Raw genomic sequence first — 26,671 nt, 5'->3', positions numbered from 1 at the left:
AACCAATTTTGACAGTTACAGATTTAGAAAAAGAAATATCAATTCCGGACGCGAGATGGAGCAGTCTGGTAGCTCGTCGGGCTCATAACCCGAAGGTCGTAGGTTCAAATCCTGCTCTCGCAACCAATTTTGACAGTTACAGATTTAGAAAAAGAAATATCAATTCCGGACGCGAGATGGAGCAGTCTGGTAGCTCGTCGGGCTCATAACCCGAAGGTCGTAGGTTCAAATCCTGCTCTCGCAACCAACTTATAAACTATTTAGAAGTTCTTTAGTTATTCAATCAACACATACCCAATACCCTACCAAAAACTAATATCTTCTATATGCTTATGCAAAAAATCTAGTCGATAAAATATATGCATTAAAAATGGAACAATCTGGTAGCTCGTCGGGCTCAATTCTCTATAAACAATGGCGAAGGCCGTAGGTTCAAATCCTGCTCTCGCAACCAACTTCTAATCTCTTTAGAAGTTCTTTAGTTATTCAATCAACACATAGTAAATACCCTACTAATATCTATTTTACGTTTATGTGAAACAATCTAATCGATATAAATTATTGTATTCAAAATAGAACAATCTGGTCGCTCGTCGAGTCAATTCTCTATAAACAATGGCGAAGGTCGTAGGTTCAAATCCTGCTCTCGCAACCAACTTATAAACTCTTTAGAAGTTCTTTAGTTATTCAATCAACACATACCCAATACCCTACCAAAAACTAATATCTTCTATATGCTTATGCAAAAAATCTAATCGATAAATATATTGCATTCAAAATGGAACAACCTGGTAGCTCGTCAGACTCAATTCTCTATAAACAATGGCGAAGGTCGTAGGTTCAAATCCTGCTCTCGCAACCAACTTCTAATCTATTTAGAAGTTCTTTAGTTATCCAATCAACACATAGTAAATACCCTACCAAAAACTAATATTTACTTTACGCTTACACGAAAAATTCTAATCGATAAAAGTGTATTGTATTCAAAATAGAACAATCTGGTAGCTCGTCGACTCAATTTTCTATAAACAATGGCAAAGACCGTAGGTTTGCAGCCAGTTATCGAAACCTACGAATGATAAACTCAAAATACTTAGCAGATAATAATAGTTCACTGTACTCAAGTTACTATAGCCGAAAAACAACGCCCTCTCGAACATCTTATTGCAATTAGTTGTTCATTATATTTATATATAATTTTATTGCCATATCGAACTTTAGGTTAAAAATTTAACTTAAACCTATCTAATAAGTATTAATAAAAATGACAGTTCACGTATACTATGCGCGTAAAACATAGTTATATGTTTCGTTTCTGAAAGCATGAATTACATGTAAGTATAAATAGTAATAAGTATTAGTTAGTATATGTACTTATAAACATAACAATTTTATTTCTCTACTTAATTTTATGTTTATTAATTCTTTAAACTAGATTGGAAGAACTGATTTGAATAATAAAAGACAAGTTGTCATTGTTGATGATCAATCAACAGGTAGAATGATCTTAGAAAAAATTATCCTGCAAATAGCCGATGACATTAAAGTAATTGATTTTTCAGATCCTAACGAAGCCCTAAAGTGGTTAAGTATTAATAAAGCAGACCTTATTGTAACCGATTATAGAATGCCTGGTTTGAATGGCGTTGAGTTTATTAAAGAAGTTCGTAAAACTAGTAGCGGCGAACATATTCCTATCATGATGATCACAGTGGTTAATGATAAAAAAGTCAGATATGAAGCATTAGATGTAGGTGCAACTGCCTTTTTAACAAGGCCTATTGATCAAATTGAATGCCGTACAACTTGTCGGAACTTATTAAAGCTTCATAAACAACATGTCATTATTCAAAATAGAGCGGATTGGCTAGCAGAACAAGTTCAACTCGCAACCGAACAAATTCTTCAACGCGAACAAGAAACCATTTTAAAACTTGCCAAAGCTGGGGAATATCGCGATGAGGACACTGGTAACCATGTTATTAGAATGGCAAAGTATTCTAAAGAAATTGCAAAACAGTTAGGCTTAAGTGAGCTAGAATGTGACGATATAGAACATGCAGCACAAATGCATGATATTGGTAAAATAGGCATTCCTGACCGCGTACTATTAAAACCTGGAAGGTTTGAGCCTGAAGAATGGGCAATAATGCAAACCCATACGACAATAGGTTATGAAATTCTTTCTGGCAGTAATTCTAAATATATGCAAATGGGCGCAATTATTGCCCTCAACCACCATGAAAGATTTGATGGTACAGGTTATCCTAACGAACTGGTTGGGTCAGATATTCCATTAATTGCCCGTATCGTTTCAGTCGCAGATGTATTTGATGCATTATTATCAGTTAGACCCTATAAAAAAGCATGGCCCTTTGAGGATGTTATTACATTTTTAAAAGATAATTCAGGCACACAATTTGACCCAGAATGTGTTGAAGCTTTTTGCAAAGGTTTAGACGATATAATTAAAATACAATTCGATTATCCAGATCATAAAATTTTAGAGAATGATATGGAATCACAATCCTAATGAAAGCTGTATTTGAAAAATTAAGCTTATTTACAAAACATTTAAAAAAAAATGGTGATACTGAGCCTGAGCAAGCCTTAGTAAGGGTCTTAGTCAGCTTATTATTAATCGTGTATTTTTGTATTCCATGGTTTTCACCAGAAAATTTTCACGAACAATCAAGAATAACTGTCCGTTTTATGGCATTTGGCTACTTTATTAGCTCTGTTGCTATTGTTTTTGCAATCACTAAAAACCTTAACCCCAGCCCAACTAGAAGAGTAGTCGGAATATTATTAGATCTTATATCACTTTCAGTGTTAATGATCATAGCCGTCAATGAAACGATTTATTTATTTGTTTTTTATCTTTGGGTTATTTTGGGAAATGGCTTTAGATTTGGTATTAATTATTTATATATATCATTAATTGTAGGTTTTTTTGGTTTTTTAGCCGCTATTTTTTTAGGTGATTATTGGCAAGCACATATGTCAATTGCTACTAGTCTATTACTTGTCATTACGTTAATTCCTTTATATTCAATATTTTTAATTAACAAACTCTATGCAGCTATTAGTATGGCAGAAAAGGCAAGCCAAGCTAAAAGTCGTTTTTTAGCAAATATGTCACATGAGTTAAGAACACCTTTAAATGGTGTTTTAGGGCTAAGTGATTTATTAAGAGAAACTCAGCTTGAACAAGAGCAACGTAATCTAGTTAATACCATGCAAAGTTCAGCGAAAATATTACTTGGCCTTATTGAAAAAGTGCTCGATATTTCTAAAATTGAAGCTGGTAAAATAGTAATTACGAAAGAGCCTCTGGACTTACACTCAATAATTAATTCTGTTATCGCAACACAAAAGATAATGGCGAAAACAAAAAATCTTAGTATTGATTCTAAAATAGACTCTGATGTTCCCTTTCTACTTAAAGGAGATCAGCAGTATCTTCGTCAAGTATTAGTTAACCTCATAGGTAATGCAATAAAGTTTACTGACCATGGTTCAATTAATTTACATATTCATAAAGTATCAGAGGATGAACACTCGACAGTACTTAGATTCGATATAAAAGATACTGGTATCGGCATTGAAAAGGATTTATTAGATAGTGTTTTTGATGACTTTACACAAGTAGGTATAGCCACTACACGACATATTGGTGGTTCAGGCCTAGGTACAACCATTTCGAAAGAATTAGTTGAGCTGATGGGAGGAGAAATTGGTGTTGAAAGTAATTTAGGAGGGGGATCTACTTTTTGGTTTGAACTACCTTTTACATTAGTCCCTAATACTCCATTAGAATTAAATGATACTCATTTATTAATATTAGCAACAGAGAAAACCAAGAACATTATACAACCTTTTTTAAATACATGGGATTTACCGTCAGACTTTATACTATCTCCCACACATGCACTATCTATGCTGAAAAAAGCACAGTCTCAAGATTCGGACTATAAAATCATATTAATAGATAAATGCAGCTTGTTAGAAATGACATTGGATCACTTTGTGAGTTTATTAAAATCAGAAAACCTACTGAATGGTCTTTCTTTAATATTACTTGATTCAGAAGAAAACAATTTAAACAACAACGAAGTAGAACAACGTTTTATATCTACTATTACAGATTTAAGTGATAAACGTGCATTATTTAATGCAATACATAGTGCTCAAAGTGTCGAAAAAGAGAACGAGAACACAAAAGTAATCTCTTTTAGTCAGTTTTATCAAAATCAAGCTGGCGCAAAAAAACTAAATATATTAATTGCTGAAGATAATAAAGTAAATCAACAAGTTCTTTCTGGTATTTTAAACAGAGCAGGACACTCCGTTATTATTGTAGATGATGGTGAACAAGCTTTAAACGTTCTAGCAAAAGATTTCGAAACAATAGACTTATTAATTGTAGATAAAAACATGCCTAAATGTTCTGGCGATGAAGTAATACAATCTTTGCGATTCATGGATACGAAAAACACTTTACCAATTATAATGTTAACTGCTGATGCAACTCCTGAAGCTAGGGTATTAGCAGTTGGATTAGGCATTAATGAATTTTTAACTAAACCCGTAGATTCTCATGATTTATTAGAGAAAATAGCTGTTATATCAAAAACAATAGAAAAAGATACAACTCCATTACCTCAAAAAACATCAACGATTGTTAATAAAAATATTTTCGCTCAAAATGTAATAGAAATTGATAGCCAATGGTGTGAATCTGCAACATTTAATGAATTATATTTATTAGATAATGATAGCGATTTTATAAAGCGCTTAGTACAAGCATTTATAAAAGATGGGAATAAACATATAAACTATATTCAAATAGCGATAAAAAATGACTATTTACAGTTTCGAGAGTCTCTACACGCATTAAAAGGGGCCGCTTCAGAGCTTGGTGCAAATAAACTTTCTGATGCTTGTTTACGCGGCGAAGCATATAAACCTTATGATATTGGAAAAAATGAACTAAATATATTTATAAATGAGCTCGAATATATTTATAATAAAACTGTAGAGACCTTAAATGATGCTTTAAATAAGATTCCTACAGCAGAAAAATAATATATTCTTTATTATATAGAGATGATTTATTAAGTGTTATTTGCCGTTTGACGCATAACTAGTTTTTCCATCATACGGAGATCTTTATTCGTAATGTTTAATGCTGAATCCACCCATATTTTAGTGACATCAAGCAGTTCTTTATACGGAATCGGATCGCAAATATCTTTTACTTTTCTCATTGATTGGTAACTATTTGCTTTGCGATTTGCAGTCTTAATATATTGATAAACCGCGATTTCTCCCTCCCCTTTCTCTGCCAATATATCGACGATTCCTAAATCATATAACTCTTCAGCTAAATATAATTTACCACTTAAAATTATCTCTTCAGCTTTAGTAGGGCCTACCTTACGAGTCAGTAAAGAATAAGCCCCCATACCAGGGAATAAATTAAATAAGACCTCAGGAAGCCCTAGTTTAGTTCCTCGTTCGGCAATTAATACATTACTTGATAATGCGCCTTCAAAACCACCTCCTAATGCATCTCCCTGTACTAGAGCAATCGTCGTTAACTCACAATTTAAATGAATCATATTTCGATATAAAGTATCGATACATTTTATTGCATAATTAAATAATCCCTCACGATCACTATTTTTAATTAATTGTAAAAAAACAGCTAAATCCCCCCCTAAATTAAAAACATTATCAACAGAAGAAGCGGCAATTAGATAACCGTATTTCTGTTGATTAGTCGCTTCCATTTCAGCTTTTACACTTTCTTGATAAGCAGTTATTTCATCTAATAATAATGCAGTAAAACAAGGACGAGGTTTAGCATGCATATAATACCAACCCGCTTTATATTTTTCATCGTAATGTGTTTTAAGTTGAGTATATTGGTTAGCAGGGATATTTTCTGTTGTTGCAACGTGTAGGTTAGTGACTCTTGCTAAGTTATCCATCATTTTTATTTTTCCTTTAAGAATTTAAGTAATTCAGATAGTTACCGAGATTACTCATTTACCAGAATTGATAAACGTTCTTAAAGTGTACCAAGATAAAATCAAATTTAGCCTGTTGATATGACTATATGATTTTTAAATAGAAACTACATTTAGGATAATAATAAGCTTAAATAATATTATTTAATTCTGAAATTACCTTGCTATATTTTTCGCTAAAAAAACCAAATTATGATAAATAGCTCAGAGACGATTGAACCTAGTTTAATAAACACGACCTTATCAAGTGTATTTTCAAATGAATTAAAAACTTACTCAGTAACCCAATTCGTGATCTCGAAGTAAATTTAGTTTTACCCTTCCTGTAATGAAGTAAAATAAGAAAATTTCAGTAATTGCATTAGGATCTGCCGTCGTCTCTTATAGACAAGTTTGGTACCAAGCATTTAGTGAAGTAGATAATGTAATATCCCCTAGGCAACATTACCAATACTAAGGGCTAAGATTACAACAGTAATATGATGTAGCTAAGGCAGCTGAACAGATCTATGTGAATCAATATAAGTATGATGCAGCGGGTATTCAAAATTAGCCGGATGTAAAAGAAACGCTATATCAGCACTAAGCGGAAGAGATATTGCTCCACCAATCAGCAGTGAAGAGCAAAGAAGATAACTGTAATAAGTTTTAATAAAAAACACTTAACAACCAGTAAAAATTTATTTAAAGCAGCTTATGAAAAAGTAACCACCTAACAACTATTTCTAGAGGTTAGGTGGTTCAATAAAAGAAAGAATTTTTAAATCGGTATTTTAGTTTTTATCTCATTCTTTTTCTTTTAAGCTACTTTCAGTATTATTAGCATCAGCACTAGGTTGATCACTTAATATGTCAGCCAGAGTCGAACGTGATAAATAACCTTTCACTTCACCTTCTGCGTTTAATACAGGTAGCTCATGTATATTCTCTAACATTTCAGGGATAACACTTTCTAATAAAGCATCACTTTGTACGGAAGGAACATCTTCAAGTAGTGCGGCATTAATGCTATTACTATGCTCATTTTCTTCTACATTTTCTAATGTTTCTTGTGTGATCACACCACGATACCCTTCATCATTCACAACATAGCCGTAATCTTGTTTAGATTGACGCATTTGAATTAAGGCTTCGCCAATAGTGTCGCTAGATATGCGGCAAATTTGTGGCTGCATAACTGTTTCAACCGTTAATGCACGGGCTCTGTTAACGTCTTTTACAAAGGCTTCAACATAATCATCAACGGGGTTTAGCAAGATATCGACAGGTTCGCCCTGCTGTACCAAAATACCATCGCGAAGAATCGCAATTTTATCACCAATACGTAACGCTTCATCAAGGTCATGCGTAATGAAGACAATGGTTTTATGTAGTTTATCTTGTAGTTCAATTAACTGATCTTGCATCTCACTACGTATCAATGGATCTAATGCAGAAAAGGCTTCATCCATTAACAGGATATCAGCATCAGTACACAAAGCACGTGCTAAGCCGACACGTTGTTGTTGACCACCAGAAAGTTGCGATGGATATTGATTTGCATAACCATCAAGCCCAACAGTTTCTAACCACTCTTTTCCACGTACTTCACGTTCTTTTTTGCTAATGCCCTGCACTTGCAAACCATAAGTGATATTTTGTAAAACAGTACGATGTGGCATTAAACCAAAACGTTGAAATACCATCGCCATTTTCTGACGACGAAATTCTTGTAATTCTTTACTGTCTAACTTCATCACATCGCTACCAGCGATTTCAATTTCGCCAGCAGTCGGTTCAATTAAGCGGTTAAAGTGACGAATAAGCGTCGATTTACCTGAACCAGACAGTCCCATTATCACGAAAATTTCACCAGGATAAATATCTAAATTAATATCAGACAAGCCAACGGTATGGCCTGTCTCTGCTAAAATAGTTTCTTTTGATTTACCGGCAATAACTTGCTCAAGCACCTTTTTCTCATTTTTACCAAACACTTTATATAGTTTTTTAATACGTATTAAAGGTTGTTTATTGTCTTTGTTGCTCATCTTAGTGGCCTCCAAAATCTTGCAGTGTACGTTTTGCGTAACTTTGAGATAGACGGTCAAAAATAATAGCGATGGCCACAATTGCCAGACCATTTAATAAACCCAGTGTGAAATACTGATTTGTAATTGCTTTTAATACCGGCTGACCTAACCCTTTAACACCAATCATTGATGCGATAACCACCATTGAAAGTGCCATCATAATAGTTTGGTTAATACCCGCCATAATATTAGGCATCGCTAAAGGAATTTGAACACCAAATAGCCTCTGCATTGAGCTTGCACCATAAGCAGTAGCCGCTTCTAATACTTCTTTATCAACCAGGCGAATACCTAAATTGGTTAAACGAATAACCGGTGGAATTGCGTAAATAATCACGGCAATAACACCTGGTATTTTACCAATACCTAATAACATAACCACAGGTATCAAATACACAAAAGCAGGCATAGTTTGCATGACATCGAGAATTGGTGTGACGATGGATTGAACACGATTCGAACGTGCCATTGAGACGCCAATAGGGACGCCAAGAATAATGGCGAGCATGGTCGAGACGGTAATAATACTCATGGTACGCATGGTATTTTCCCACATACCTAAGAAACCAATCAAGAAAAAGGCAAGCACAACACCGACGGTTAACTTCCAAGAACGGCTAATCGCGTAAGCAAAAACCGCTAATACAGCGATCACTAACCACCAAGGTGTCGCTAATAATAATTTTTCGAACCAGATAAGAAAGCTAAGAAGAGGATCAAAGAAAGATTCGATGCTGTCTCCGTACTCTCGAGAGAAACTGCGGTAGGCACCATCTAGTGTTTTTCTAAAGTCTAATAATTGGTGGCGATCAAGTTGCGGAATTTCCGACAACCATGATTTGTCTGACATGTTATTTGTCTCCTAAGATGAAAAAGCCCAGATAAACTGGGCTTGGGAGTTATGTAATTAAAGTGCTGCTAAAGCTTTTTTAATTTTTGATGCTGTTGGCGCGTCAACCCACTGCGTCCAAGTACTTTCGTAATTTGTTAAAAAGTGCTCAACCGTGTATTCCCCGTCAGCTTGTTGATCTTCCATCCAAGCTAATAATACGTTCATTTGTGCATTTTTAAATTCACGTTTTGCAAGGTATTCCATTACTTCAGGCGCTCTTTTAGCAAAGCTTTCAGTCACAACTGACTCAACGATTGAAGGTGGGTACATAGTCACTTTTGGATCTAAACAATCTTCTTGCGTAGTACAATTTTTGAAATGTTCTTCATCAATACCTGAACCTAAGTCGACTTTAACCATTTTGTATTTACCTAGCACAGAAGTTGGTGCCCAGTAGTAACCAAACCACCCTTCACCACGTTCGTACGCTTTAGCAATCGAACCTGAAAGACCGGCACCTGAACCAGGATCTAACAATTCAAAACCAGCTTCTTCAAGATTCATTGCTTCATATAGATTTTTTGTTGAAATTTGACAATTCCAGCCAGCTGGACAGCCCATGAAACCTGATTTTGTTGGATCTTCTGGATGTTTAAATAGTTTAGCATTGGCTTTAACACCAGCGAGTGTCGCTAATGTAGGATCTTTTTCTACCATGTAAGCTGGGACCCAAAATGCTTCTTCACCGCCATCTGTTAATGTGGTACCTGCATAACGAATACGGCCTTCTTCGACACCTTTATTCAATGCTTCACGCATTGCGTTACTCCAGAATTCAGGAGCAAGGTCTGGTTGACCTTTTTCAATCATCGATGCACCTGTTGCTTGTGTGTCACCAGGTACTAATTCTGCGTCACAGTCGAAACCATGCTCAAGGATAAAACGGTCTACATTAGCGATTAATGTTGCAGAACTCCAACTCATGTCAGCGATGGTGACTTTGCCACATTCACTTGCGACAGCGGGCATAGTGAAAGAAGCACATGCCAATAGAATAGAAGACGAGATAATCTTACGCATATTAATATCCTTATTAATTGTTAAATTTATTATGGATCATTTAGTTAAAACGATTCTATACTACACCAAATAGCTACTTATATGAAATCAAGCTAAAGTATAGACCTAAAAACGTTAACCAACGCATTCACACTTCACGCTCAATTTATTGCCTATTAGGCTCAATTTTCATCACTAAATAAATAACCTCAGCTCTGGATAAGCAAAGCGATACAACACCGCTATTTCCACGAATTTCTGCGTTAAATTATTTATCAATAACTCGTTATTACTTCAATAATTCGTCTTGATCGACGTAAAACTAGCGGCACTGACTAGTAAAAAATAGTACCTTATGATTTGAAATACAATTCCGCTTTCATTAACCAGAATTGAGGTTAAATACTAAAATTGACACTTATCACTTATTTATTACAAATACTTATGACAGAATAAACCACCTTCTCGATCATCAATCTGGCAAATCTAATGATAAATATTATAAATTTAGAGCATGACAAGTTAACCATTAATCACTGGCAATTACTTGAAAATGAAAGCTGGTGTGTTTTGGGCCGAAATGGTTCTGGAAAACAATACCTAGACCAGCTATTAACAGGTACTTTTAATCCAACCCAATTTAAGCAATTAACTTTACCCGACAAAGAAAAAGTAGGGATGATTTCTTTTGAAGCACAACAAAAGACCTATGAAAAAGCGCTAGATGCAGAAGCGCCTGATTATGTTGAGGTTAATGAAGCAGCTACTAAAGCAAAAGATTTCCTGCCTCAAGACAGATGGAATGATCCTCTGATCAGTGAGTTTGGTTTAGTCCACCGCTTAGACACTGGTTATTTACAACTGAGTACCGGTGAAAGCCGTAAGCTGCTCATTCTACAAGCCATTTTTAGCGGTATTGAGATTTTAGTCTGTGACAACCCTTTCGATAGTTTAGATGTTGCTTCTTGTGAGGCGCTTTCCATTGCATTAGAACGTTTGTCTAAAAACGGTGTGAGCATTTTATTAATGCTCAGTAATCGTCAAGACATCCCAGAATGGTGTAATAACATTGCCTTTATTGAACGTGGTCGACTTGATGTTATCGGCCAGCTTGAAGATGCTGAAACAAAAAAACAATTAGATGCGTTATTAAGCCCAGTGCCCGATCAAACAGACTGGCCCGAAAATATGCATGAGCTATCTGATTTTGAGCATCCTTACTTAGTTAAGTTGAACAAAGGGACGGTTCACTATAACGGTGTGAATGTGTTTGAAAACCTAGATGTGGAAATCAAGCCGCTGCAACATACTTTAATAACAGGACCTAATGGCAGTGGCAAATCGACCTTAATGCAATTAATTACCGGTGATTGTCCTCAATGTTATAGCAATGACATTAACGTATTGGGCTTTAAAAGAGGCTCTGGTGAAACAATTTGGCAAGTCAAAGAACACATGGGGATTGTTAGCTCAGAATTACATCGTCAATATCGAGTGAGCAGTGATTTGTTAACCGTGGTGGTATCAGGCTTTTACGATTCTATCGGTATGTATCAACAACCGAGTCCGTACCATATTAAAATAGCACGCCAATGGTTAAATAAAATAGGGTTACTGGCACAGCAAAAAAGTGCCTTTCAAAGTTTAAGTTACGGGGAGCAACGACTAGCGTTAATTGCGAGAGCATTAGTTAAGTCACCTTATTTATTAATCTTAGATGAACCAACACAGGGATTAGATGAATTAAACAGGCATAGAGTGCTTAACTTTTTAGAGCATTTAGCTAGCCAACATCATAGTACTATGTTGTTAGTAAGCCATCGTAAAGATGAGTTTTTATCTATATTTAACCAGCATATTAAGCTTTAGCTTATCTTATAAAGAACACATCTCTGATATTTATTGGTCAGAGATGTGTTTTAGAATTGAATCTACGACTCTCTTTTTATATTTTAAACTGACCAACAAGCCCTTCTAATTTACCACCTTCAGAAAGCACATCACTGGCAATTTTTTCAGCTTCAATACTACTTGACGTTAATGAGTTAACAATATTTTGAATCTCATAAACATTACGTGTTATCTCCTCTGTTACAGAGCTTTGCTCCGTCGTCGCAGTCGCAATTTGTGTACTCATATCGTTAATTGAAGTAATAGACATGGTGACCGAATGTAAACTTTGTGAAATCGTTTTAGATGAATCAACAGAGCGTACACTTCGCTCTTGGCTCAATGACATCGCATTCACTGACAATCCAACTAAACGATGTAACTCTTCAAGCATTTCATTGATTTCAAGCGTGCTTTTTTGAGTACGACTTGCCAAACTTCTTACTTCATCTGCAACAACGGCAAAGCCTCGTCCTTGCTCACCAGCTCGTGCCGCTTCAATTGCAGCATTTAAGGCTAATAAGTTAGTTTGATCAGCAATCGCACCAATTACGGTTAAAACTTGGTTAATTTTTTGAGACTGTTCACTTAACGCGCTCATGCTTGTTACTGCACCGTTAATTTCTTCCACTAATGCAGACACTTCAGTTAATGAGGTTTCAACACATTCTTGGGCATGCATGACATCCAATGATACTGCTTGTGTCGCTTCTGCAACCTGATTAGTATTGCTGGCAACTTCACTCGCAGTAGATGACATTTCAGTTACCGCTGATACGACTTGATCTGTTTGGTCATTATGATGGTGGAGTTGTGAAGCGATCTCGGTACTTTGCTGATTCATGTCACGACCCGCTTTATTAATCCCCGTAGTAGCAGTACTAATATCAGCGATTGTGTTTCTTAATTTATCAACAAATAGATTAAACGATTTACCTAATTGAGATATTTCATCGTGCCCAACTATTTCAAGACGTTGTGTTAAGTCTCCTTCTCCTTGCGCAATATCGTTTAGGTTATCTGCCATACGCTTAATAGGTTTGACCATTCTTGCTGCAACGAAGAAAATAATAACGGTAGTGAAAATAATTAAGGCAATTGAAATAGAAACAATTAACCATATTTTTTCATTGAAATTTTTGGTTACTGAAGCAGAGTACTGACTAATCGACTCTTCAATATCATCAATATAAGCCCCCGTTCCCAGCATCCAATTGGTATTAGGGATCATGGTTGCAAAGCCTAACTTTTCAAATTGAGTAGAAGAACCTGGCTTTTGAAAATAAAAGGAATAAATACCATCTCCTTTTTGTGCCGTATGAAGTAAGCCTTCAATAATTTTATTACCTTTGGTGTCTTTTAAATTGATTAAGCCCTTACCTTGCAACTCAGGTTTTATTGCATGAAAGATATTTTTCCCACTTGTGTCATAAATATAGAAATACCCCGCTGTACCAAAACGAATATTACGCAAAGCCCCTTCTACATCGCCTTGGTTAGGTAAAGACATTTGGTAAGCAATAATACCCGCAGCGACTTCAGTCACTTCTTTTAATTCGCGTTTTCTTTCTTTAAGTAAAGAGCTGCGAAATTCAGCAATGTTATTAGTAAGCCCTTCTTTTTCCAGAGTATAAGAGATAGATGACAATAAAGTTAAGATAACGATAAGCGGTAATAAGGTGAGCAATAATAGCTTTTGGAGCAGATTTAATTTATTCATGTATATCCTAATCTCTTGATATAGGTTGGATTGATAGCATTGCAATCTATTAAGTATATTTACTTAATTTGATTATGCCGTCTTAGTTAGCAAAACAATTATAAAATTGGTCAATTATCTTTATACGATTAAAAGGTGGGATAACGTTTTAAATTTATAAACTAATTACTTTAATAAACATAACGTATATCAAAGCTCTCAGAGGTTTAAGGCAGTTGAAAATTTAAAAAACCAACCACTATTGATAAGTAAGCTATACATATTCTAACAGTTACTTTTTAAAAAACACAAAAAAGCTAACCATAAATGGTTAGCTTTTGTTAGAAGTGAGACTTTGCTAGAAATAAATCTTATAAGTTTAAAAGACTATGAGATTAAACCGAAGAATCGAGGAAGGAATAAACTGATTTCAGGAATAAAAGTGATCAACAATAAAGTAACTATCAGTACAGCACAGAATGGCATAATACTTTTTATGACATCTTCAATCTTAGAACCACTGACACTACAACCCACAAATAACGCAGTACCCACTGGCGGTGTCGCTATCCCGATACATAGATTGAATATAATCATCATTGCAAAGTGAATAGGATCCATGCCTAATTGAGTCGCAATGGGCATAAATATAGGCGTAAAGATTAATACTGCTGGTGTTAAATCCATAAACATACCAACAATCAACAAAATGATGTTCATCAGAATAAAGATAATAATAGGATTATCTGAAATAGATAACATCCAATCACTGATCATTGTTGGTAGACCTGTAAACGCCATTGCCCACGACATAATAGTTGAAGCACCAATCAAGAACAGCATAATACCGGTGATCTGTGTTGTTTCTTTACAGATGATTGAAAAATGTGACCATTTAAGTGTTCGGTAACAGAGTGACAATGCAAAAGAATAAAGAACCGCTATACATGCCCCTTCTGTTGCAGTGAATACACCACCAATAATACCGCCAATAACAACAAAAATAAGCCCTAAGCTTGGCGTTGCTTGCCAAACAATTCTCAACACATCTTTAATAGTGTAACCATCATTCGCACTTGTTTTATAGCCTTTCTTTTTAGCGATAAAATAAGCGACTACCATACAGCTTAATCCCATTAAAATACCTGGTACATAACCTGCGATAAATAGTGCAGCAACAGATGTTCCACCCGATACAACTGAGAATACGATTAATGAGTTACTTGGTGGAATCAGAAGACCAGCAGGACATGAAGCAACGTTCACTGCTGTCGCTAAGTTTTTATCATAACCTTCTTTTTCGAGTTCTGGACCTAACGTCTTACCAACCGCAGCAGCGGCAGCAACAGCAGAACCAGAAACAGCACCAAACATCATATTAGCGAAGATGTTAACGTGTAAAAGTGAACCAGGGATCCAACCAACCATGAGTTTTGCAAGGTTAATAAGACGACCCGCGATACCACCCACATTCATTATATTCCCAGCGAGAATAAAGAAAGGGATAGCTAATAAACTGAAACTATCAATACCCGTAATGATTTTTTGACCTGCTGTAATACTTGCCACATCAAACGGTAAAATGAAATACATGATAGTCAAAGATGACATTGCAATAGCAATCGCAATGGGCATGCTTATCGCAATCATGAATAAAAACAGGCCTAGTAGCCAAACACCAATGGACAAGTCCATAATATAAATCCTTTTAAAATTTATTTTTTGTTCGATTTACAAAAAAGTTCAAGCGTATTTAATGCCAAATAAATGAGAATAATAACGGCTGAAATAGGTAATATTGAATAAACGGTAGACATCGGTAATTGCAATGCTGGAGATAGTTGTTGTGTCGTTCTTCCCATCAACGCAAGTCCACCTTTAAGCATTGCTAAAGAAACAAATGCGAAAGAAATCCCGTTGACAAGAATTTGTAATGCAATATGTGCTTTTCCCTTAAGGTAACCATCCAATAACGTTATCGCTAAGTGCCCTTTAATACCAAATAAATAACTCGCGCCTAATAAGCCAAGCCACACCATCGCATAGCGAGCAAGTTCATCAGTCCAGCTGCTCGGGTCATTCAACACATAACGGCTAAAAACTTGCCAAGTGACAGTGACTACCAGCAACATTAATGCAAAAGAAGAAATAAATAGAATCGACTTATCAAGTAGGTTTCTAAAAGATGTTAACATGTGGTGATACCTCAAAAAATTTTGCCCCAGCAAGGCCAGGGCAAAATTATGTTTTTACTAAGACTAATTAAAGTGCTTCAATTTTCTCAATGTATGGTGCTAATTTAGGATCTTTTTTAGCGGCATCAATCATTGGTTTAACTGCTGCGCGGAATGGGGCTTTATCCACTTCAACAAATGTTACGCCAGCTTTAATACCTTTCTCTTTGTTCATGTTATCTGTTGCGTCCCAGATTTTAATTTGTTCATCAAGAGATTCAGCTGCAGCTTCTTTTAATATTTTTTGTTCTTCTGGCGTTAATGAATTAAATGCATTTTCTGAAATGATAATGACATCAGGTGTCATTAAATGTTGATCCATAGAGTAAAATTTAGCAACTTCACTGTGTTTCATTTCAACTAAGCTAGAAATGTTATTTTCTGCACCGTCAATAACACCTTGTTGTAAAGCAGTGTAAACTTCATTAAATGGTACAGGAGTCGCTTTACCACCTAATAAGTTAACCATTTCCATCATCGTTGGAGACCCTGGAACACGTACTTTCATTCCCGCTAAATCTGCTGGTGATTTAATTGCTTTTTTAGCATAGAAACTACGCGTACCTGAATCATAAAAAGTCAGACCGATAAAACCTTTACCTTTACTTGAACCTAACATTTCTTCAGCTACTTCACTTTTCATGAATTTTCTCATGTGTGCAACATCACGGAATAAGAAAGGTAGTGCATTAACTTTAAACGTTGGTTCGAAAGATTCTGCTAAACCACCGTTGATTTTAGCCATATCAATAGCACCAGTAACCACTTGTTCTGCCTGATCACGTTCAGAACCAAGTTGGCCATTTGGGAAAATACGGATAGTTAGATCACCGTTAGACTTCTCTTTTACTTTATCAGCCATGATCACCATACCTTGGTGAGCAGCACTTTCTAATGACATAGCATGACCAAGGTTCAATGTTTTTGCATACACGCTTGGCGTGAGAAGTAATGTAGTCAGTAAAGGTAGTAATATCTTTTTCATTATTTTCATTTCCTTATTAAAATATCTATTTTGCAACAATCGGTTTAATCGTTAATAGCGACAAAAGCTATTGCAATATTTAGTAAAAACTGTTCGATGATCTGTAACAACAAGGGCATCTTACAAACTGCCTTAAGTATTACAATAACAAAATATTCGAGTATGACGTTGCTCACGTTTACTAATATAAAAATCAGACCTTTATCACTTTTAATTGAATTTATAATGAAGAAACAGTCATTTCATTAATTGGCCATAATAAAAAAAGCAAGCAAATGCCTGCTAGTCTTGAGGTTGATAACACCACAACTTTAAATAAGGTCACTCACCTCATTTGCTCTCATAAACGCTCTCCATTACAAAAAAAGTAATAAAAAACGAGTTCAATAACAATTAAAGTTAAAAAGTAACAATATGTATGACAATAAATTAAAAGAAGAAGTGAAATAAACACGCATTATCGACAAATGAAAAGTTAAAAAATGACGCTAAATGTAAACTATTTAATAATATATTTTAAATTATGTGAAGTATGTCCGAATTAATCCGTGTCAAATTTCGCTGAACTGCTACGCAGTCATCATATCTACTTAAAGCAGGTTAGGTTTTATATTGGTAGTGATATCATTTTGTGACTAACAACAACTTATAGGTAAATTCATGTTAAATAAAAGCACATTTGCTACTGTAAATAATAAGGTTTTTAAACTAGCTGCATTAGCTTGCTCTTTTGTTTTATTAGGCTGCGCGAATACAGCTTCTGACAACGCACAATCAATACAAACAAAGGCAGGCTCTCCTGCAAGCCAATTTGATTTATTAGGTTGGACAATCAGTGTTCCTGTCGATGCTGATGGCAACGGAAAGTCAGATCAAATAAAAGAAAAAGCCTTAGCCGGTGGTTATTCTGATGAAAACTTCTTCTACCTAGCTCAAGATAGCGGCATGGTTTTTAAGTCTCCAGTTAAAGGTGCTAAAACCTCAAAAAACACAAAATACACACGATCAGAATTACGTGAAATGATGCGCCGTGGTAATACGTCTTACAATACAAAAGGCGTTGGCGGTAATAACTGGGTATTTTCAACAGCGCCAACATCTGACCAAGAAAAGGCAGGTGGCGTTGACGGAACATTAGAAGCAACATTAGCGGTTAACCACGTAACGACAACCGGTGTCAGTTGGCAACAAGGGCGAGTAATCATTGGTCAAATTCATGCAAATGATGATGAACCAGTACGTCTTTATTACCGTAAACTGCCTAACCATCAAAAAGGGTCAATTTACTTTGCTCATGAACCTAATAGTGAAGCAGATGAACAATGGGTTGATATCATTGGTAACTCATTACCTAATTATTGGAATCAAGATGCAACACCAGCAGAACCAGAAGATGGTATTGAGCTAGGTGAGAAATTTAGTTACCGTATTAAAGTAACTGGCCATGAACTAGCCGTCACTATTATGCGTCCAGGTAAAGCTGATACGACTAAAACAGTTGATATGTCTAACAGTAAATATGATGTAGGTGGTCAATACATGTACTTCAAAGCGGGTGTATACAACCAAAACAAAACCGGTGATGCAAAAGATTACGTTCAAGCAACATTTTACGACTTGAAAGTAACGCACTAGATATATCAATAAGAGTTATTAACTTTTTACAATAAAATATATATGAATTTCATTGTAAAATATCAGTATAAAGACATCCTAAGCACTATCATACTTCACATTGATAGTGCTTTTTTATTAGCGGTTTTTTATTTAAAAGTTCTTATTTAAAAGTTCTTGTGTATTTAAAGTACTTTTGTATTTAAAGCACCAGTCTAAAAATACCTCGCCAACATAAGATAAACCAATAGCTTACCGTCTAAGCAATCAAAAGTGTTTTGAAATAGATATATAAGCACATCACAACAGCGTAGGATGCACCTATAACTCCTTAAGTAATATGAGCATTCAATGTCAATCGCTACCACAGAAGACACAACGACCCGCGCCCTGCTAATTTCTATCCGTACACCTAATGTAACTCAACAAGAAGTAGATGAATCATTGTCTGAGTTGGGTCGCTTAGTGAATACTTTAGGCTTTTCTGTTGTCGGTAGTAAAACACAACGTCAACGATCCACTAAACAGTTATCAGTATTAGGCTCAGGAAAACTGGAAGAGTTAGCAGCGCTAACCAATGATGAGGAACTGCCTGAGCAAAGTGACACAGCAACAGAGTTTGAGTCAGTTGACTTTGATCAGGATGAATTAAATGACTTAATTGCCTCATCAGAAATTAAAGAGCAAGCTAATGTGGTGGTTTTTGACTGTGAATTAAGTCCGAATCAACTGCATAATGTGCAAGCCGCATTAGGTGTAGAAGTTTACGACCGCACACGTATTATTATTGAAATATTCAGTAAACATGCACGTACTCGAACAGCAAAATTACAAGTAGAAATTGCACGCCTTAATTACTTAACACCCCGAGTACGCGATGAAAACAGCGGTGACAGAGAACGCCAAAAAGGTCGTTGGATAGGTGAAACTGCTTTTGAAATTAACCGACGTCGCATTCGTGATAAAATTGCCGATATAAAGAAAGAAATTCAAAAACTACAAAAAGAGATGCAAGGTCGACGTAGTGGTCGTATTGAGCAATTGTGTGTTGCATTAGTCGGTTACACCAATGCAGGTAAGTCATCTTTAATGCGCGCACTTACGGATTCTGATGTACTAGTTGAAGACAAACTATTTGCAACATTAGACACCACGGTTCGTACCTTACAACCCGCTACTCAACCGCGAATTTTAATTTCTGATACTGTCGGTTTTATTAAAAAATTACCGCATGATTTAGTGGCCTCATTTCACTCTACGTTAGAAGAAGCAAAAGAAGCCTCTTTATTGCTTTACGTAGTTGATGCTTCAGATCCAAATTTTGTATCTCAACTTGCTGTTGTCGATCAAGTGTTAGGCGAACTCAATGTAGATTTCAATAATAAATTATTAATATTGAATAAAGTTGATTGCTTAACGGAAGATCAACAATTGACATTATTAGAGCAATACCCTGATGCGCTACAAATAAGCACCCGAGATAAAAATGATGTAGCTATGGTCCACCAGCAAATCCAAGTGTTTTTAGAGAAAAAAATGTGCTCAGCTTGTTTTAATATCCCTTATACCGCCAGTGGGATTATGGGTGAAATACACAGTAAAATGCAGGTTATCGATGAGCAATATAAAGAGGATGGTGTGTTACTGACTTTAAAGGCGAGCCCTATTGCCTTAGAACGGTTACATAAAATGTTACTAACATCTTCTTTTTAAAAAGTTAATAACGAGATCTAAAAAGTAACTCGCAATCGTTAAAAACACAAAAGGCCTAATATTTTATATTAGGCCTTTTGTGTTAATTTGAATTGATTAATCGCTCAATGAGCGATTAACAATTAATAATTAAAAACTAACAGTTGATACTTTATTTTTCAAATTCAAACTTTCTCAATGTACTCTTTCTAAGTTCAGACTTTTCTTGTGCTGATTTTTTATACCATTCACCGCCACCATAAACCGCAGCTTCCCATGCTCCATAAGTTGGGTTTGGTAAAACAATGAACTTATCGCCAAAAATAGCTTTATGATCTTCAACAGCCTTCGCTCTGCTTGCCATTGTGCTACCTTCAAAAGCAACATCAAAATCGCCCAAGTTATCACCCATGAGTAAAACAATTTTATACCCCATCGCAGTGATACTATCACGTCGTTCTTGTTTTTCTGATGTGCTGGTTCTAAGCATCATGTGTTTATCATCAATCTGTGGAAACCCTAATGCCTTTAAGTTTTCCATGGTTGATGGTTTCAAGTCCATGTTTTTCTCAGGCATTGATTTTCTGTTCGTCACATAAAAAACGTCACCACCGGTTTCAACAACATGATTCAGAAAAGCGACAGCACCAGGTAATGCAGTTGCACTTTTATCTTCACTCCAAGCTTTCCATGTATCGCCGCTATAACCATAATCTTTACCAATTAAACCGCCGTTATAAGGGCTGTTATCAATGATAGTTTCATCAACATCAACAACAATTGCTTTTTTACCATCTTGTTTATCCATGTCCCATCTTAATTTAGCAAAATTAAATGCTTGGTAAGAAAGCGCGGTAAATTCAGCTGAGTTTTGTACCCATGAAAGGGCTAAAACTGACTCGTCATTTAAATTTTTAGCCGTAAATGGCTTATCAGCGGCAAAAGATGTCGAAGTGAATGCAACGACGATTGCAAGACCTAATAGGTTTTTAGAAAGGTTCTTCATTTTTTCTCCAGGAGAGTGTAATTGATAAGAGACAAGGTATAACCGTTAAATATTAACATGTTATACATCTATTACTTGATATTTATTGCGTGCAGAAGAGGCTTTTTATCATGCTAAGCAGAGTGAAATAAATTAATATTAACTATCATTATTCAAGCTTGAATCTGCCAAGCTTAAAAATAAAAATAAACGTTACCTTTCACCAGAGCCTTCGCTAAAAGGTAACGCTTTTATCATCGTATTAATCTTATAATGAATCTGGAATCACAATAGAATTAATCAGCCCAAATTTCACTAACATATTCAGGATGATCGATAAATGGATTACGATTTCCTTGGAACTCATAAGCCGCTTCATTACGGTCTAACTCTTTTTGACTCACAGGATCATTCTCATTCCAACTTTTCAGCATAGTAATAACCCACTCTTCAAACACATAATCTGAACTGCTATCTAACACAGCATCTGCAGAATCAGAGTTAACTTCCCATGTAGAAATGATATCTTCATAACGTGTTGCCATGTAGAAGTAAGCACGAGCAAAATCACCTTTAAACTCATCAATCGGCTCAAATACCGTACCAGAGTAACCTAAATCACTACTTGCAGAGCCAACTTTACTACCATTGTCTGATACAAATGTACTTGTACCAACAACACCATAAGGGTAATTACTACGTTTACCGTTCACATAACCATCCGTTACAAAAAGGTGGTGGATATCTGTGTACATTGGGTAGTCGTCATTAAACCAACTTTTCGGGAAAGAGTGTTCACGATTATAACAACTACCTTCACCAGAATAATTACCACACTGATCAGTCACTGGCGTATAATTATAAGTATCAGAACTTGATGGGTTTTCAGAATACATATCTAAAATAGTGCCATCATTTTCATAATAAACATCTAAAGAATTAGTGCCCATAAAGTCCCATAAGTTACTATAAGTTTTAGTCGTATGGTCTTTAATAATATTATACAGTGCTGTTTTTAACTCAAGACCCGTTAAATCCGCAGCACTTGCATAGTACTCACTTGTATTAGAGCTGCTGTCTGAGCTTACTGAGAAATCATCAATATAAACAATTTCAGGATCAACATATCCAGTTTGATCGTAAAAACGAATCCCAACTTCGATACTGCCACTAGCGGCGGCAGTGTAACTATAAGTCACCTCTTGCCATGCATTTAAAATAGTATTATCTGAATAAGTCGCATATTCAGTACCGATATATAAACGTGCTTTTATTAAGCCCTCTGTATGATAAACCCACGTTGAAAAGCTATACGTTATGCCTTCAGTAACATCAATCGATTGGCGAATATCAGTGTCACCCTGTGAACCACTGTTAACTGATATTTCTGCAGAAGATGCTCCTTCATTATAAATAGTCGTATTTTGTGAAACACTAACGTCGCTGTCGATAGTTGTCCATTCATCAGGTAAAGATGTAGACCAACTTTCAAAACCACCATTAACTAATAAATTACCATTAGAATCATCTACACGGTTCTTGTCCGTCGTCTCTTCTTCAACGTTCACTTCATCAACTATTTCTTCCACAGTGTCATCAGTTATCGTTTCCTCGCCATCAGATGAGAATGAGAAATTATCAACATAAACAATTTCCTCACCATCAAAACCCGTTTGGTCATAAAAACGTAATCCGACTTCAATATTTTTATCTTCATCAGCCGTATAGCTATAAGTTACTTCTTGCCATTGATTAACTAGATCGGCATCAGAATATCCTTGGTAACCATCAACATAAAGTCGAGCACTAACCATCCCTTCCGTATGATATATCCATGTGCTAAACAAGTAAGTTGTGCCAGAAACAACATCAATTGATTGACGGAAATCAGTATCGCCTTGCACTTCAGTTGTGACAGTTATTGCTGCTGAATTTTCACCAACAGCAAACGTTGCAGTTTCGCCTGTATAATAAATACTCGTACTCTGTGCAACACTAATCCCATCATCAATGATGGTCCAACCGTCAGGCAGTCCATCTGTCCAACTTTCAAAATCACTATTCAGTAATAAATTACCGTCTGTGACTGTTGAGTCATTATCTTCGCTTGCATCTTCTACCGTTTCTTCAACTTCTTCAGTAGCTTGAACTGCCGTTATATAATCGTTACTAGAAACCGTTGATGTATCATCACTACTATTACAAGCAGTAAGGCTTCCGAGCACCAATAAACATAGTGCTGTTTTTTTTAATTTATTATCCATTATATCTCTCTTTAAATTCCATTTAATCATTGATGGTTAATCATCATAAAAACAACAGCACTTACAACAAGCGTATTTTCAACTAATGTAAAAGCGCAATTAATGTAAGTGCTATCGTTATAATGATTAGATTCAAATTCAGTTATTACTGCGCTTTATAACGACGTAAAAAACCTAAGCCTAGTAATGAGATAAGGCCAAATATACTGAATGAACCACCACCTGAACCATCGTACTCTTCTGCAGGCGCAACACTCGTTGTCGTAGAATCTTTAGACGCTGCTTCAAAGGACATTGTTTTTGTAAACTCTGACATCACTTCTGCGTCGCGTATTAATGTCATTTTTGCAGTGTAATTTCCTGCATCTAGGCCATAAACTTCAATTTCAACCAATGATTGGTTATCTTCAGTAATCGTGACATTAGGGAGAACTACATCGCTCATATCTGTTGATGAAGACAATTGAATTTGTGCAACATCACCAATTAAAGCACCTTCTTCAAGCACATAAGGCACATCGACCGCACTGCTGCTAATGGTAAGGTAAACAGGCTCGCCTTCTCCCACTTCTCCATATTCGTAGCTTAATGACATAATCGCTGAATCGTGATCCGATGAACGGTACTCGTCATCAACATAGAAGTTCTCATAATCATCACCTTTATATTCAGTGTTGTAGTCAAATAAAGAAGATTCAGGTGCATTAATGTGCCAATCAACTGCATCGATTAAACGAGTTTCTAATGAAGTACTAATTAAAATATGATCAAGAGAACCAATTTCATCATTGTAAGAATAACTCCAACTTGATTGGCCTTTTTCTGCATCTTTTAAGGCAATAGTATTGATGTAACCATAGGTTTTAGTTATTTCTTGAGGGGTACCAGCCACTGTAAACTGAGGTTTATCACCAATGAACGTATCACGAGCAGTAGTAATGGTTTTACCTGTTATATTTTCAGTTAACACTAAAAGAGGATCTTCTTGACCGTAAGAATTTAAATCACCAACAATAATACGGTCACCACCTAGGTCTTCAAGCTCTTCACCTAGCTGTACAGCTGCGGCAACACGTAGGTTTTCACAAGCACCTTGTAAATCTTCATCTGGGGCATCATCTGACCATGTGCTTTCATCACCAAATTCAACACCATCCCATTCTTCCCAACAAGTTGAACCTTTAGATTTGAAGTGGTTAACAGCAACCGTTAATGTTTTGCCTGTATTGTTAACTTTAAAGGTAGCGGCGATTGTTTCACGTTGATAGTTATCACCACTTTCAAGTACGGCACCACTGCTATCTTTCATGACCGTATTAGCACTATTCACCACAACGGGTGCGTGCTGTTCTGGCATAGAGATAACGCTCATGCTTTCAATGCTGACTTTAGATGGACGGTATAATAATCCCGTCGTGATAGCATCTGAGCCTAAAGAATCAGACTCATCAAGTACTAAGTCACCGTTAGAGTCATATCCAACAAAAACGTAACGGTTACTTGTAGATACCGCACTATCTTCATCTTTAGGGTCTTCGTCGTAATATTCTTCATTAATCGCATCAACAAATGCTTGAATAGCACTGTCGTTGCCAAAACCGTTATTCTCAATTTCCATTAAGCCTACAATATCAGCGTCTAGACCTGTAATAGCAGACACTAACTTAGCTAATTGTTTTTGGTATTCAGCTTCGTCATCTGCACCACGGTTTTCACCATGTGAGTTAGTCTCTCCACCGTATGGCGAGTTAAATAGATTTAATACATTTTTCGTTCCAACTGTAATAGAAAAATGACCATTTTCAGTGGTTGTACTTAAATCTGGTGATGAGCGTCTATCTGTATTATGTACAAAGTTGTTGTTATATAACTCATTGGTAACCACTAGATTAAAGTTACTGTAGCTATAGGTGATCACCCCTTCCATTCCGATAACACTATCGTCAACACGAATATAATTATTAGCAGGATCTGAGCTAAAGCTCGAATAATAAGGAATTTCACCGTCGGCGGCCCTTGTACTGCTTTCAACCACTAAACGATAGTCATTATTTTCAGCAACAGCTGCTAAAGCGTCATCACTACCAGGTACATTGTCTTGCGTCGGATTTACGTTAGGGCGTTGGAAAGATAGGCTCATATCGTTACGGAATGTATCGTAATTAAACCCGAATGTTTTAGATACGCGCATATCTTGATTGCCACTCGTGTTGGCATCAATATCTTCAGGTAAATTAACTAACATACCTTCATAACGCTCTAATGTTGCATTAAATGACTCACCATCTGCCGCGATAATTTCAATATCCGTTGCAGTTGGTACCGACGATGTTGCATCAACGGTATCCCATTCATCAGTCTCAAGTTGCGTTAAATTATAAGATTCAGTGACCGTACTTGTGACACAAACAGTAGTACCGATCATGTCGTCACTTGCATTAGCAGTGCTAACAAAAATACCATCAGAGGTCAGTTCATCGCCATCTGGCACAACATCTTGCATATAAAACCCTTTTTCAGGGTAAGTCGTTACAGCCGTCACAATACCTGTGACATTGTAAGATTCTGCAGTGGTAAAACCACTTGTGATCAATGGAGAAGATGTACCTGCACCTTGCACTTCTGCGATCGTGGTTTGCGTATCTAACGCACATGTAGAAGCAACAACGTCTTGATATTCTGAGTAAGTTGCCGTTCCTAGATCATCATATACATCTTCACCAAAGTCTTCCCAATCTGCTGCTTTGTAGATTGATGATTGAGTCGGTATTGCATTTCCCTCGACAAATCTACGGCGCAATGTTTGTCCAGATCCCCAATAAGTTCCATCTATACCGATAATATCGTAGGTAGTATTAGTATCAGTATTGATAAGAGAGACTTTGTCATCACCGTTGAAACTTAAGCTATTAAATGATTGTTCATCGTACGTGGCAGCAATAACACTTGTTGCACTGCTTGCAATGGCTTCTGATAATGCGATATCTGCCCCACTGTTATAAATAACTAATGTTGAATTAGCGGGAATCGTGACACCTTCAAGTACGTTGTCACCAGCAGGATTACGAACTTGATTATTATAAGAACTATATTGCAATTCGATATTGCTTGGGAAGGTGTAATTACTTGTGCCAGTATTAGTTAATTCTATCGCTTTATTATCACCCGAACCTTCTAAATATTCACTGATAATAATATCGGTTATTGCGGCGCTAGCATGGCTCGATAAAATACCGCTTATTGCTAATGCTAATAGACTTTTATTTAAATTCTTATTCATTATTTGATCCTTCAATTTTCTTTTATTTTT

Annotated in this window: 16 protein-coding genes and 2 tRNA genes; 7 read left to right on the top strand and 11 right to left on the bottom strand. The window is 36.0% G+C overall.

Going from position 1 to position 26,671, the window contains the following annotated elements; translation table 11 throughout:
* The first annotated feature begins 49 nt into the window (after nucleotides 1–49).
* From SP041_RS02505 to SP041_RS02490, 4 genes are all read left to right on the top strand, one after another.
* Nucleotides 50–126 (top strand) — tRNA-Met (locus SP041_RS02505).
* A 44-nt stretch (nucleotides 127–170) separates the two neighbouring features.
* Nucleotides 171–247: transfer RNA gene (locus SP041_RS02500), tRNA-Met, on the top strand.
* Nucleotides 248–1,450: 1,203 nt separating this feature from the next.
* Nucleotides 1,451–2,533 (top strand): HD domain-containing phosphohydrolase, encoded by a 1,083-nt coding sequence (locus tag SP041_RS02495; protein WP_205961151.1) that lies wholly within the window; start codon nucleotides 1,451–1,453, stop codon nucleotides 2,531–2,533.
* Nucleotides 2,533–5,088, top strand: a complete 2,556-nt coding sequence (locus tag SP041_RS02490) for an ATP-binding protein (protein ID WP_025565278.1) — start codon at nucleotides 2,533–2,535, stop codon at nucleotides 5,086–5,088. Before SP041_RS02495 ends, SP041_RS02490 begins: the two co-directional genes overlap by 1 nt.
* A 29-nt stretch (nucleotides 5,089–5,117) precedes the next feature.
* On the opposite strand, the gene SP041_RS02485 is transcribed toward SP041_RS02490, so the two are convergent.
* The 4 genes from SP041_RS02485 to SP041_RS02470 all read right to left on the bottom strand — a co-directional run bounded on the left by SP041_RS02485 (nucleotide 5,118) and on the right by SP041_RS02470 (nucleotide 10,019).
* Nucleotides 5,118–5,999: a crotonase/enoyl-CoA hydratase family protein gene (locus SP041_RS02485; RefSeq protein WP_081695407.1), complete on the bottom strand. Its 882-nt coding sequence runs from the start codon at nucleotides 5,997–5,999 to the stop codon at nucleotides 5,118–5,120.
* An 821-nt stretch (nucleotides 6,000–6,820) separates the two neighbouring features.
* Nucleotides 6,821–8,065: a glycine betaine/L-proline ABC transporter ATP-binding protein gene (locus SP041_RS02480; protein WP_037049732.1), complete on the bottom strand. Its 1,245-nt coding sequence runs from the start codon at nucleotides 8,063–8,065 to the stop codon at nucleotides 6,821–6,823.
* A 1-nt stretch (nucleotide 8,066) separates the two neighbouring features.
* Nucleotides 8,067–8,957 (bottom strand): proline/glycine betaine ABC transporter permease, encoded by an 891-nt coding sequence (locus SP041_RS02475; RefSeq protein WP_025565281.1) that lies wholly within the window; start codon nucleotides 8,955–8,957, stop codon nucleotides 8,067–8,069.
* 57 nt (nucleotides 8,958–9,014) lie between these two features.
* Nucleotides 9,015–10,019 carry an ABC transporter substrate-binding protein gene (locus SP041_RS02470; RefSeq protein WP_025565282.1) on the bottom strand — a complete coding sequence of 335 codons (1,005 nt, stop codon included), beginning with the start codon at nucleotides 10,017–10,019 and terminating at the stop codon, nucleotides 9,015–9,017.
* A gap of 468 nt (nucleotides 10,020–10,487) precedes the next feature.
* Here SP041_RS02470 and SP041_RS02465 point away from each other — a divergent pair, with 468 nt between their 5' ends.
* Nucleotides 10,488–11,867, top strand: coding sequence for an ATP-binding cassette domain-containing protein (locus tag SP041_RS02465; protein WP_025565283.1), 1,380 nt, complete (start codon nucleotides 10,488–10,490; stop codon nucleotides 11,865–11,867).
* Between the two features lie 76 nt (nucleotides 11,868–11,943).
* On the opposite strand, the gene SP041_RS02460 is transcribed toward SP041_RS02465, so the two are convergent.
* The 4 genes from SP041_RS02460 to SP041_RS02445 all read right to left on the bottom strand — a co-directional run bounded on the left by SP041_RS02460 (nucleotide 11,944) and on the right by SP041_RS02445 (nucleotide 16,806).
* Nucleotides 11,944–13,608 carry a methyl-accepting chemotaxis protein gene (locus tag SP041_RS02460; RefSeq protein WP_025565284.1) on the bottom strand — a complete coding sequence of 555 codons (1,665 nt, stop codon included), beginning with the start codon at nucleotides 13,606–13,608 and terminating at the stop codon, nucleotides 11,944–11,946.
* A gap of 366 nt (nucleotides 13,609–13,974) precedes the next feature.
* On the bottom strand, nucleotides 13,975–15,282 hold the full coding sequence (locus SP041_RS02455) for a TRAP transporter large permease (protein WP_025565285.1): 1,308 nt from the start codon (nucleotides 15,280–15,282) through the stop codon (nucleotides 13,975–13,977).
* A 20-nt stretch (nucleotides 15,283–15,302) separates the two neighbouring features.
* Nucleotides 15,303–15,782, bottom strand: a complete 480-nt coding sequence (locus SP041_RS02450) for a TRAP transporter small permease (RefSeq protein WP_025565286.1) — start codon at nucleotides 15,780–15,782, stop codon at nucleotides 15,303–15,305.
* A gap of 67 nt (nucleotides 15,783–15,849) precedes the next feature.
* The gene (locus SP041_RS02445) at nucleotides 15,850–16,806 is read right to left on the bottom strand and encodes a TRAP transporter substrate-binding protein (protein ID WP_025565288.1); all 957 of its coding nucleotides are present in this window, start codon (nucleotides 16,804–16,806) and stop codon (nucleotides 15,850–15,852) included.
* A 660-nt stretch (nucleotides 16,807–17,466) separates the two neighbouring features.
* Here SP041_RS02445 and SP041_RS02440 point away from each other — a divergent pair.
* Together SP041_RS02440 and hflX are read left to right on the top strand one after the other, a co-directional pair.
* On the top strand, nucleotides 17,467–18,441 hold the full coding sequence (locus SP041_RS02440; RefSeq protein WP_025565289.1) for a polysaccharide lyase family 7 protein: 975 nt from the start codon (nucleotides 17,467–17,469) through the stop codon (nucleotides 18,439–18,441).
* A 330-nt stretch (nucleotides 18,442–18,771) separates the two neighbouring features.
* A complete protein-coding gene (hflX, locus tag SP041_RS02435) occupies nucleotides 18,772–20,133 on the top strand; it encodes a GTPase HflX (protein WP_025565290.1) in 1,362 nt (453 codons plus the stop codon).
* A gap of 151 nt (nucleotides 20,134–20,284) precedes the next feature.
* Here the strand turns inward: hflX and SP041_RS02430 are convergent, their stop codons facing one another.
* The 3 genes from SP041_RS02430 to SP041_RS02420 all read right to left on the bottom strand — a co-directional run bounded on the left by SP041_RS02430 (nucleotide 20,285) and on the right by SP041_RS02420 (nucleotide 26,641).
* The gene (locus tag SP041_RS02430) at nucleotides 20,285–21,118 is read right to left on the bottom strand and encodes a 5'-nucleotidase, lipoprotein e(P4) family (RefSeq protein ID WP_025565292.1); all 834 of its coding nucleotides are present in this window, start codon (nucleotides 21,116–21,118) and stop codon (nucleotides 20,285–20,287) included.
* 275 nt (nucleotides 21,119–21,393) lie between these two features.
* The gene (locus tag SP041_RS02425; RefSeq protein WP_025565293.1) at nucleotides 21,394–23,361 is read right to left on the bottom strand and encodes an endonuclease; all 1,968 of its coding nucleotides are present in this window, start codon (nucleotides 23,359–23,361) and stop codon (nucleotides 21,394–21,396) included.
* Between the two features lie 145 nt (nucleotides 23,362–23,506).
* On the bottom strand, nucleotides 23,507–26,641 hold the full coding sequence (locus SP041_RS02420; protein WP_025565294.1) for an ExeM/NucH family extracellular endonuclease: 3,135 nt from the start codon (nucleotides 26,639–26,641) through the stop codon (nucleotides 23,507–23,509).
* Nucleotides 26,642–26,671: the final 30 nt, after the last annotated feature.

It is taken from the genome of Psychromonas sp. SP041 (assembly GCF_000470315.2).
Lineage (GTDB): Bacteria > Pseudomonadota > Gammaproteobacteria > Enterobacterales > Psychromonadaceae > Psychromonas.
The sequence above is the reverse complement of the archived record's forward strand: the minus strand, read 5'-3'. Positions and strand labels throughout refer to the sequence as shown.

Coding starts and splice junctions, on each gene's coding strand:
- SP041_RS02490 (WP_025565278.1), top strand. CDS start 2,533: ATGAAAGCTGTATTTGAAAAATTAAGCTTATTTACAAAACATTTAAAA.
- SP041_RS02485 (WP_081695407.1), bottom strand. CDS start 5,999: ATGATGGATAACTTAGCAAGAGTCACTAACCTACACGTTGCAACAACA.
- SP041_RS02480 (WP_037049732.1), bottom strand. CDS start 8,065: ATGAGCAACAAAGACAATAAACAACCTTTAATACGTATTAAAAAACTA.
- SP041_RS02475 (WP_025565281.1), bottom strand. CDS start 8,957: ATGTCAGACAAATCATGGTTGTCGGAAATTCCGCAACTTGATCGCCAC.
- SP041_RS02470 (WP_025565282.1), bottom strand. CDS start 10,019: ATGCGTAAGATTATCTCGTCTTCTATTCTATTGGCATGTGCTTCTTTC.
- SP041_RS02465 (WP_025565283.1), top strand. CDS start 10,488: ATGATAAATATTATAAATTTAGAGCATGACAAGTTAACCATTAATCAC.
- SP041_RS02460 (WP_025565284.1), bottom strand. CDS start 13,608: ATGAATAAATTAAATCTGCTCCAAAAGCTATTATTGCTCACCTTATTA.
- SP041_RS02455 (WP_025565285.1), bottom strand. CDS start 15,282: ATGGACTTGTCCATTGGTGTTTGGCTACTAGGCCTGTTTTTATTCATG.
- SP041_RS02450 (WP_025565286.1), bottom strand. CDS start 15,782: ATGTTAACATCTTTTAGAAACCTACTTGATAAGTCGATTCTATTTATT.
- SP041_RS02445 (WP_025565288.1), bottom strand. CDS start 16,806: ATGAAAAAGATATTACTACCTTTACTGACTACATTACTTCTCACGCCA.
- SP041_RS02440 (WP_025565289.1), top strand. CDS start 17,467: ATGTTAAATAAAAGCACATTTGCTACTGTAAATAATAAGGTTTTTAAA.
- hflX (WP_025565290.1), top strand. CDS start 18,772: ATGTCAATCGCTACCACAGAAGACACAACGACCCGCGCCCTGCTAATT.
- SP041_RS02430 (WP_025565292.1), bottom strand. CDS start 21,118: ATGAAGAACCTTTCTAAAAACCTATTAGGTCTTGCAATCGTCGTTGCA.
- SP041_RS02425 (WP_025565293.1), bottom strand. CDS start 23,361: ATGGATAATAAATTAAAAAAAACAGCACTATGTTTATTGGTGCTCGGA.
- SP041_RS02420 (WP_025565294.1), bottom strand. CDS start 26,641: ATGAATAAGAATTTAAATAAAAGTCTATTAGCATTAGCAATAAGCGGT.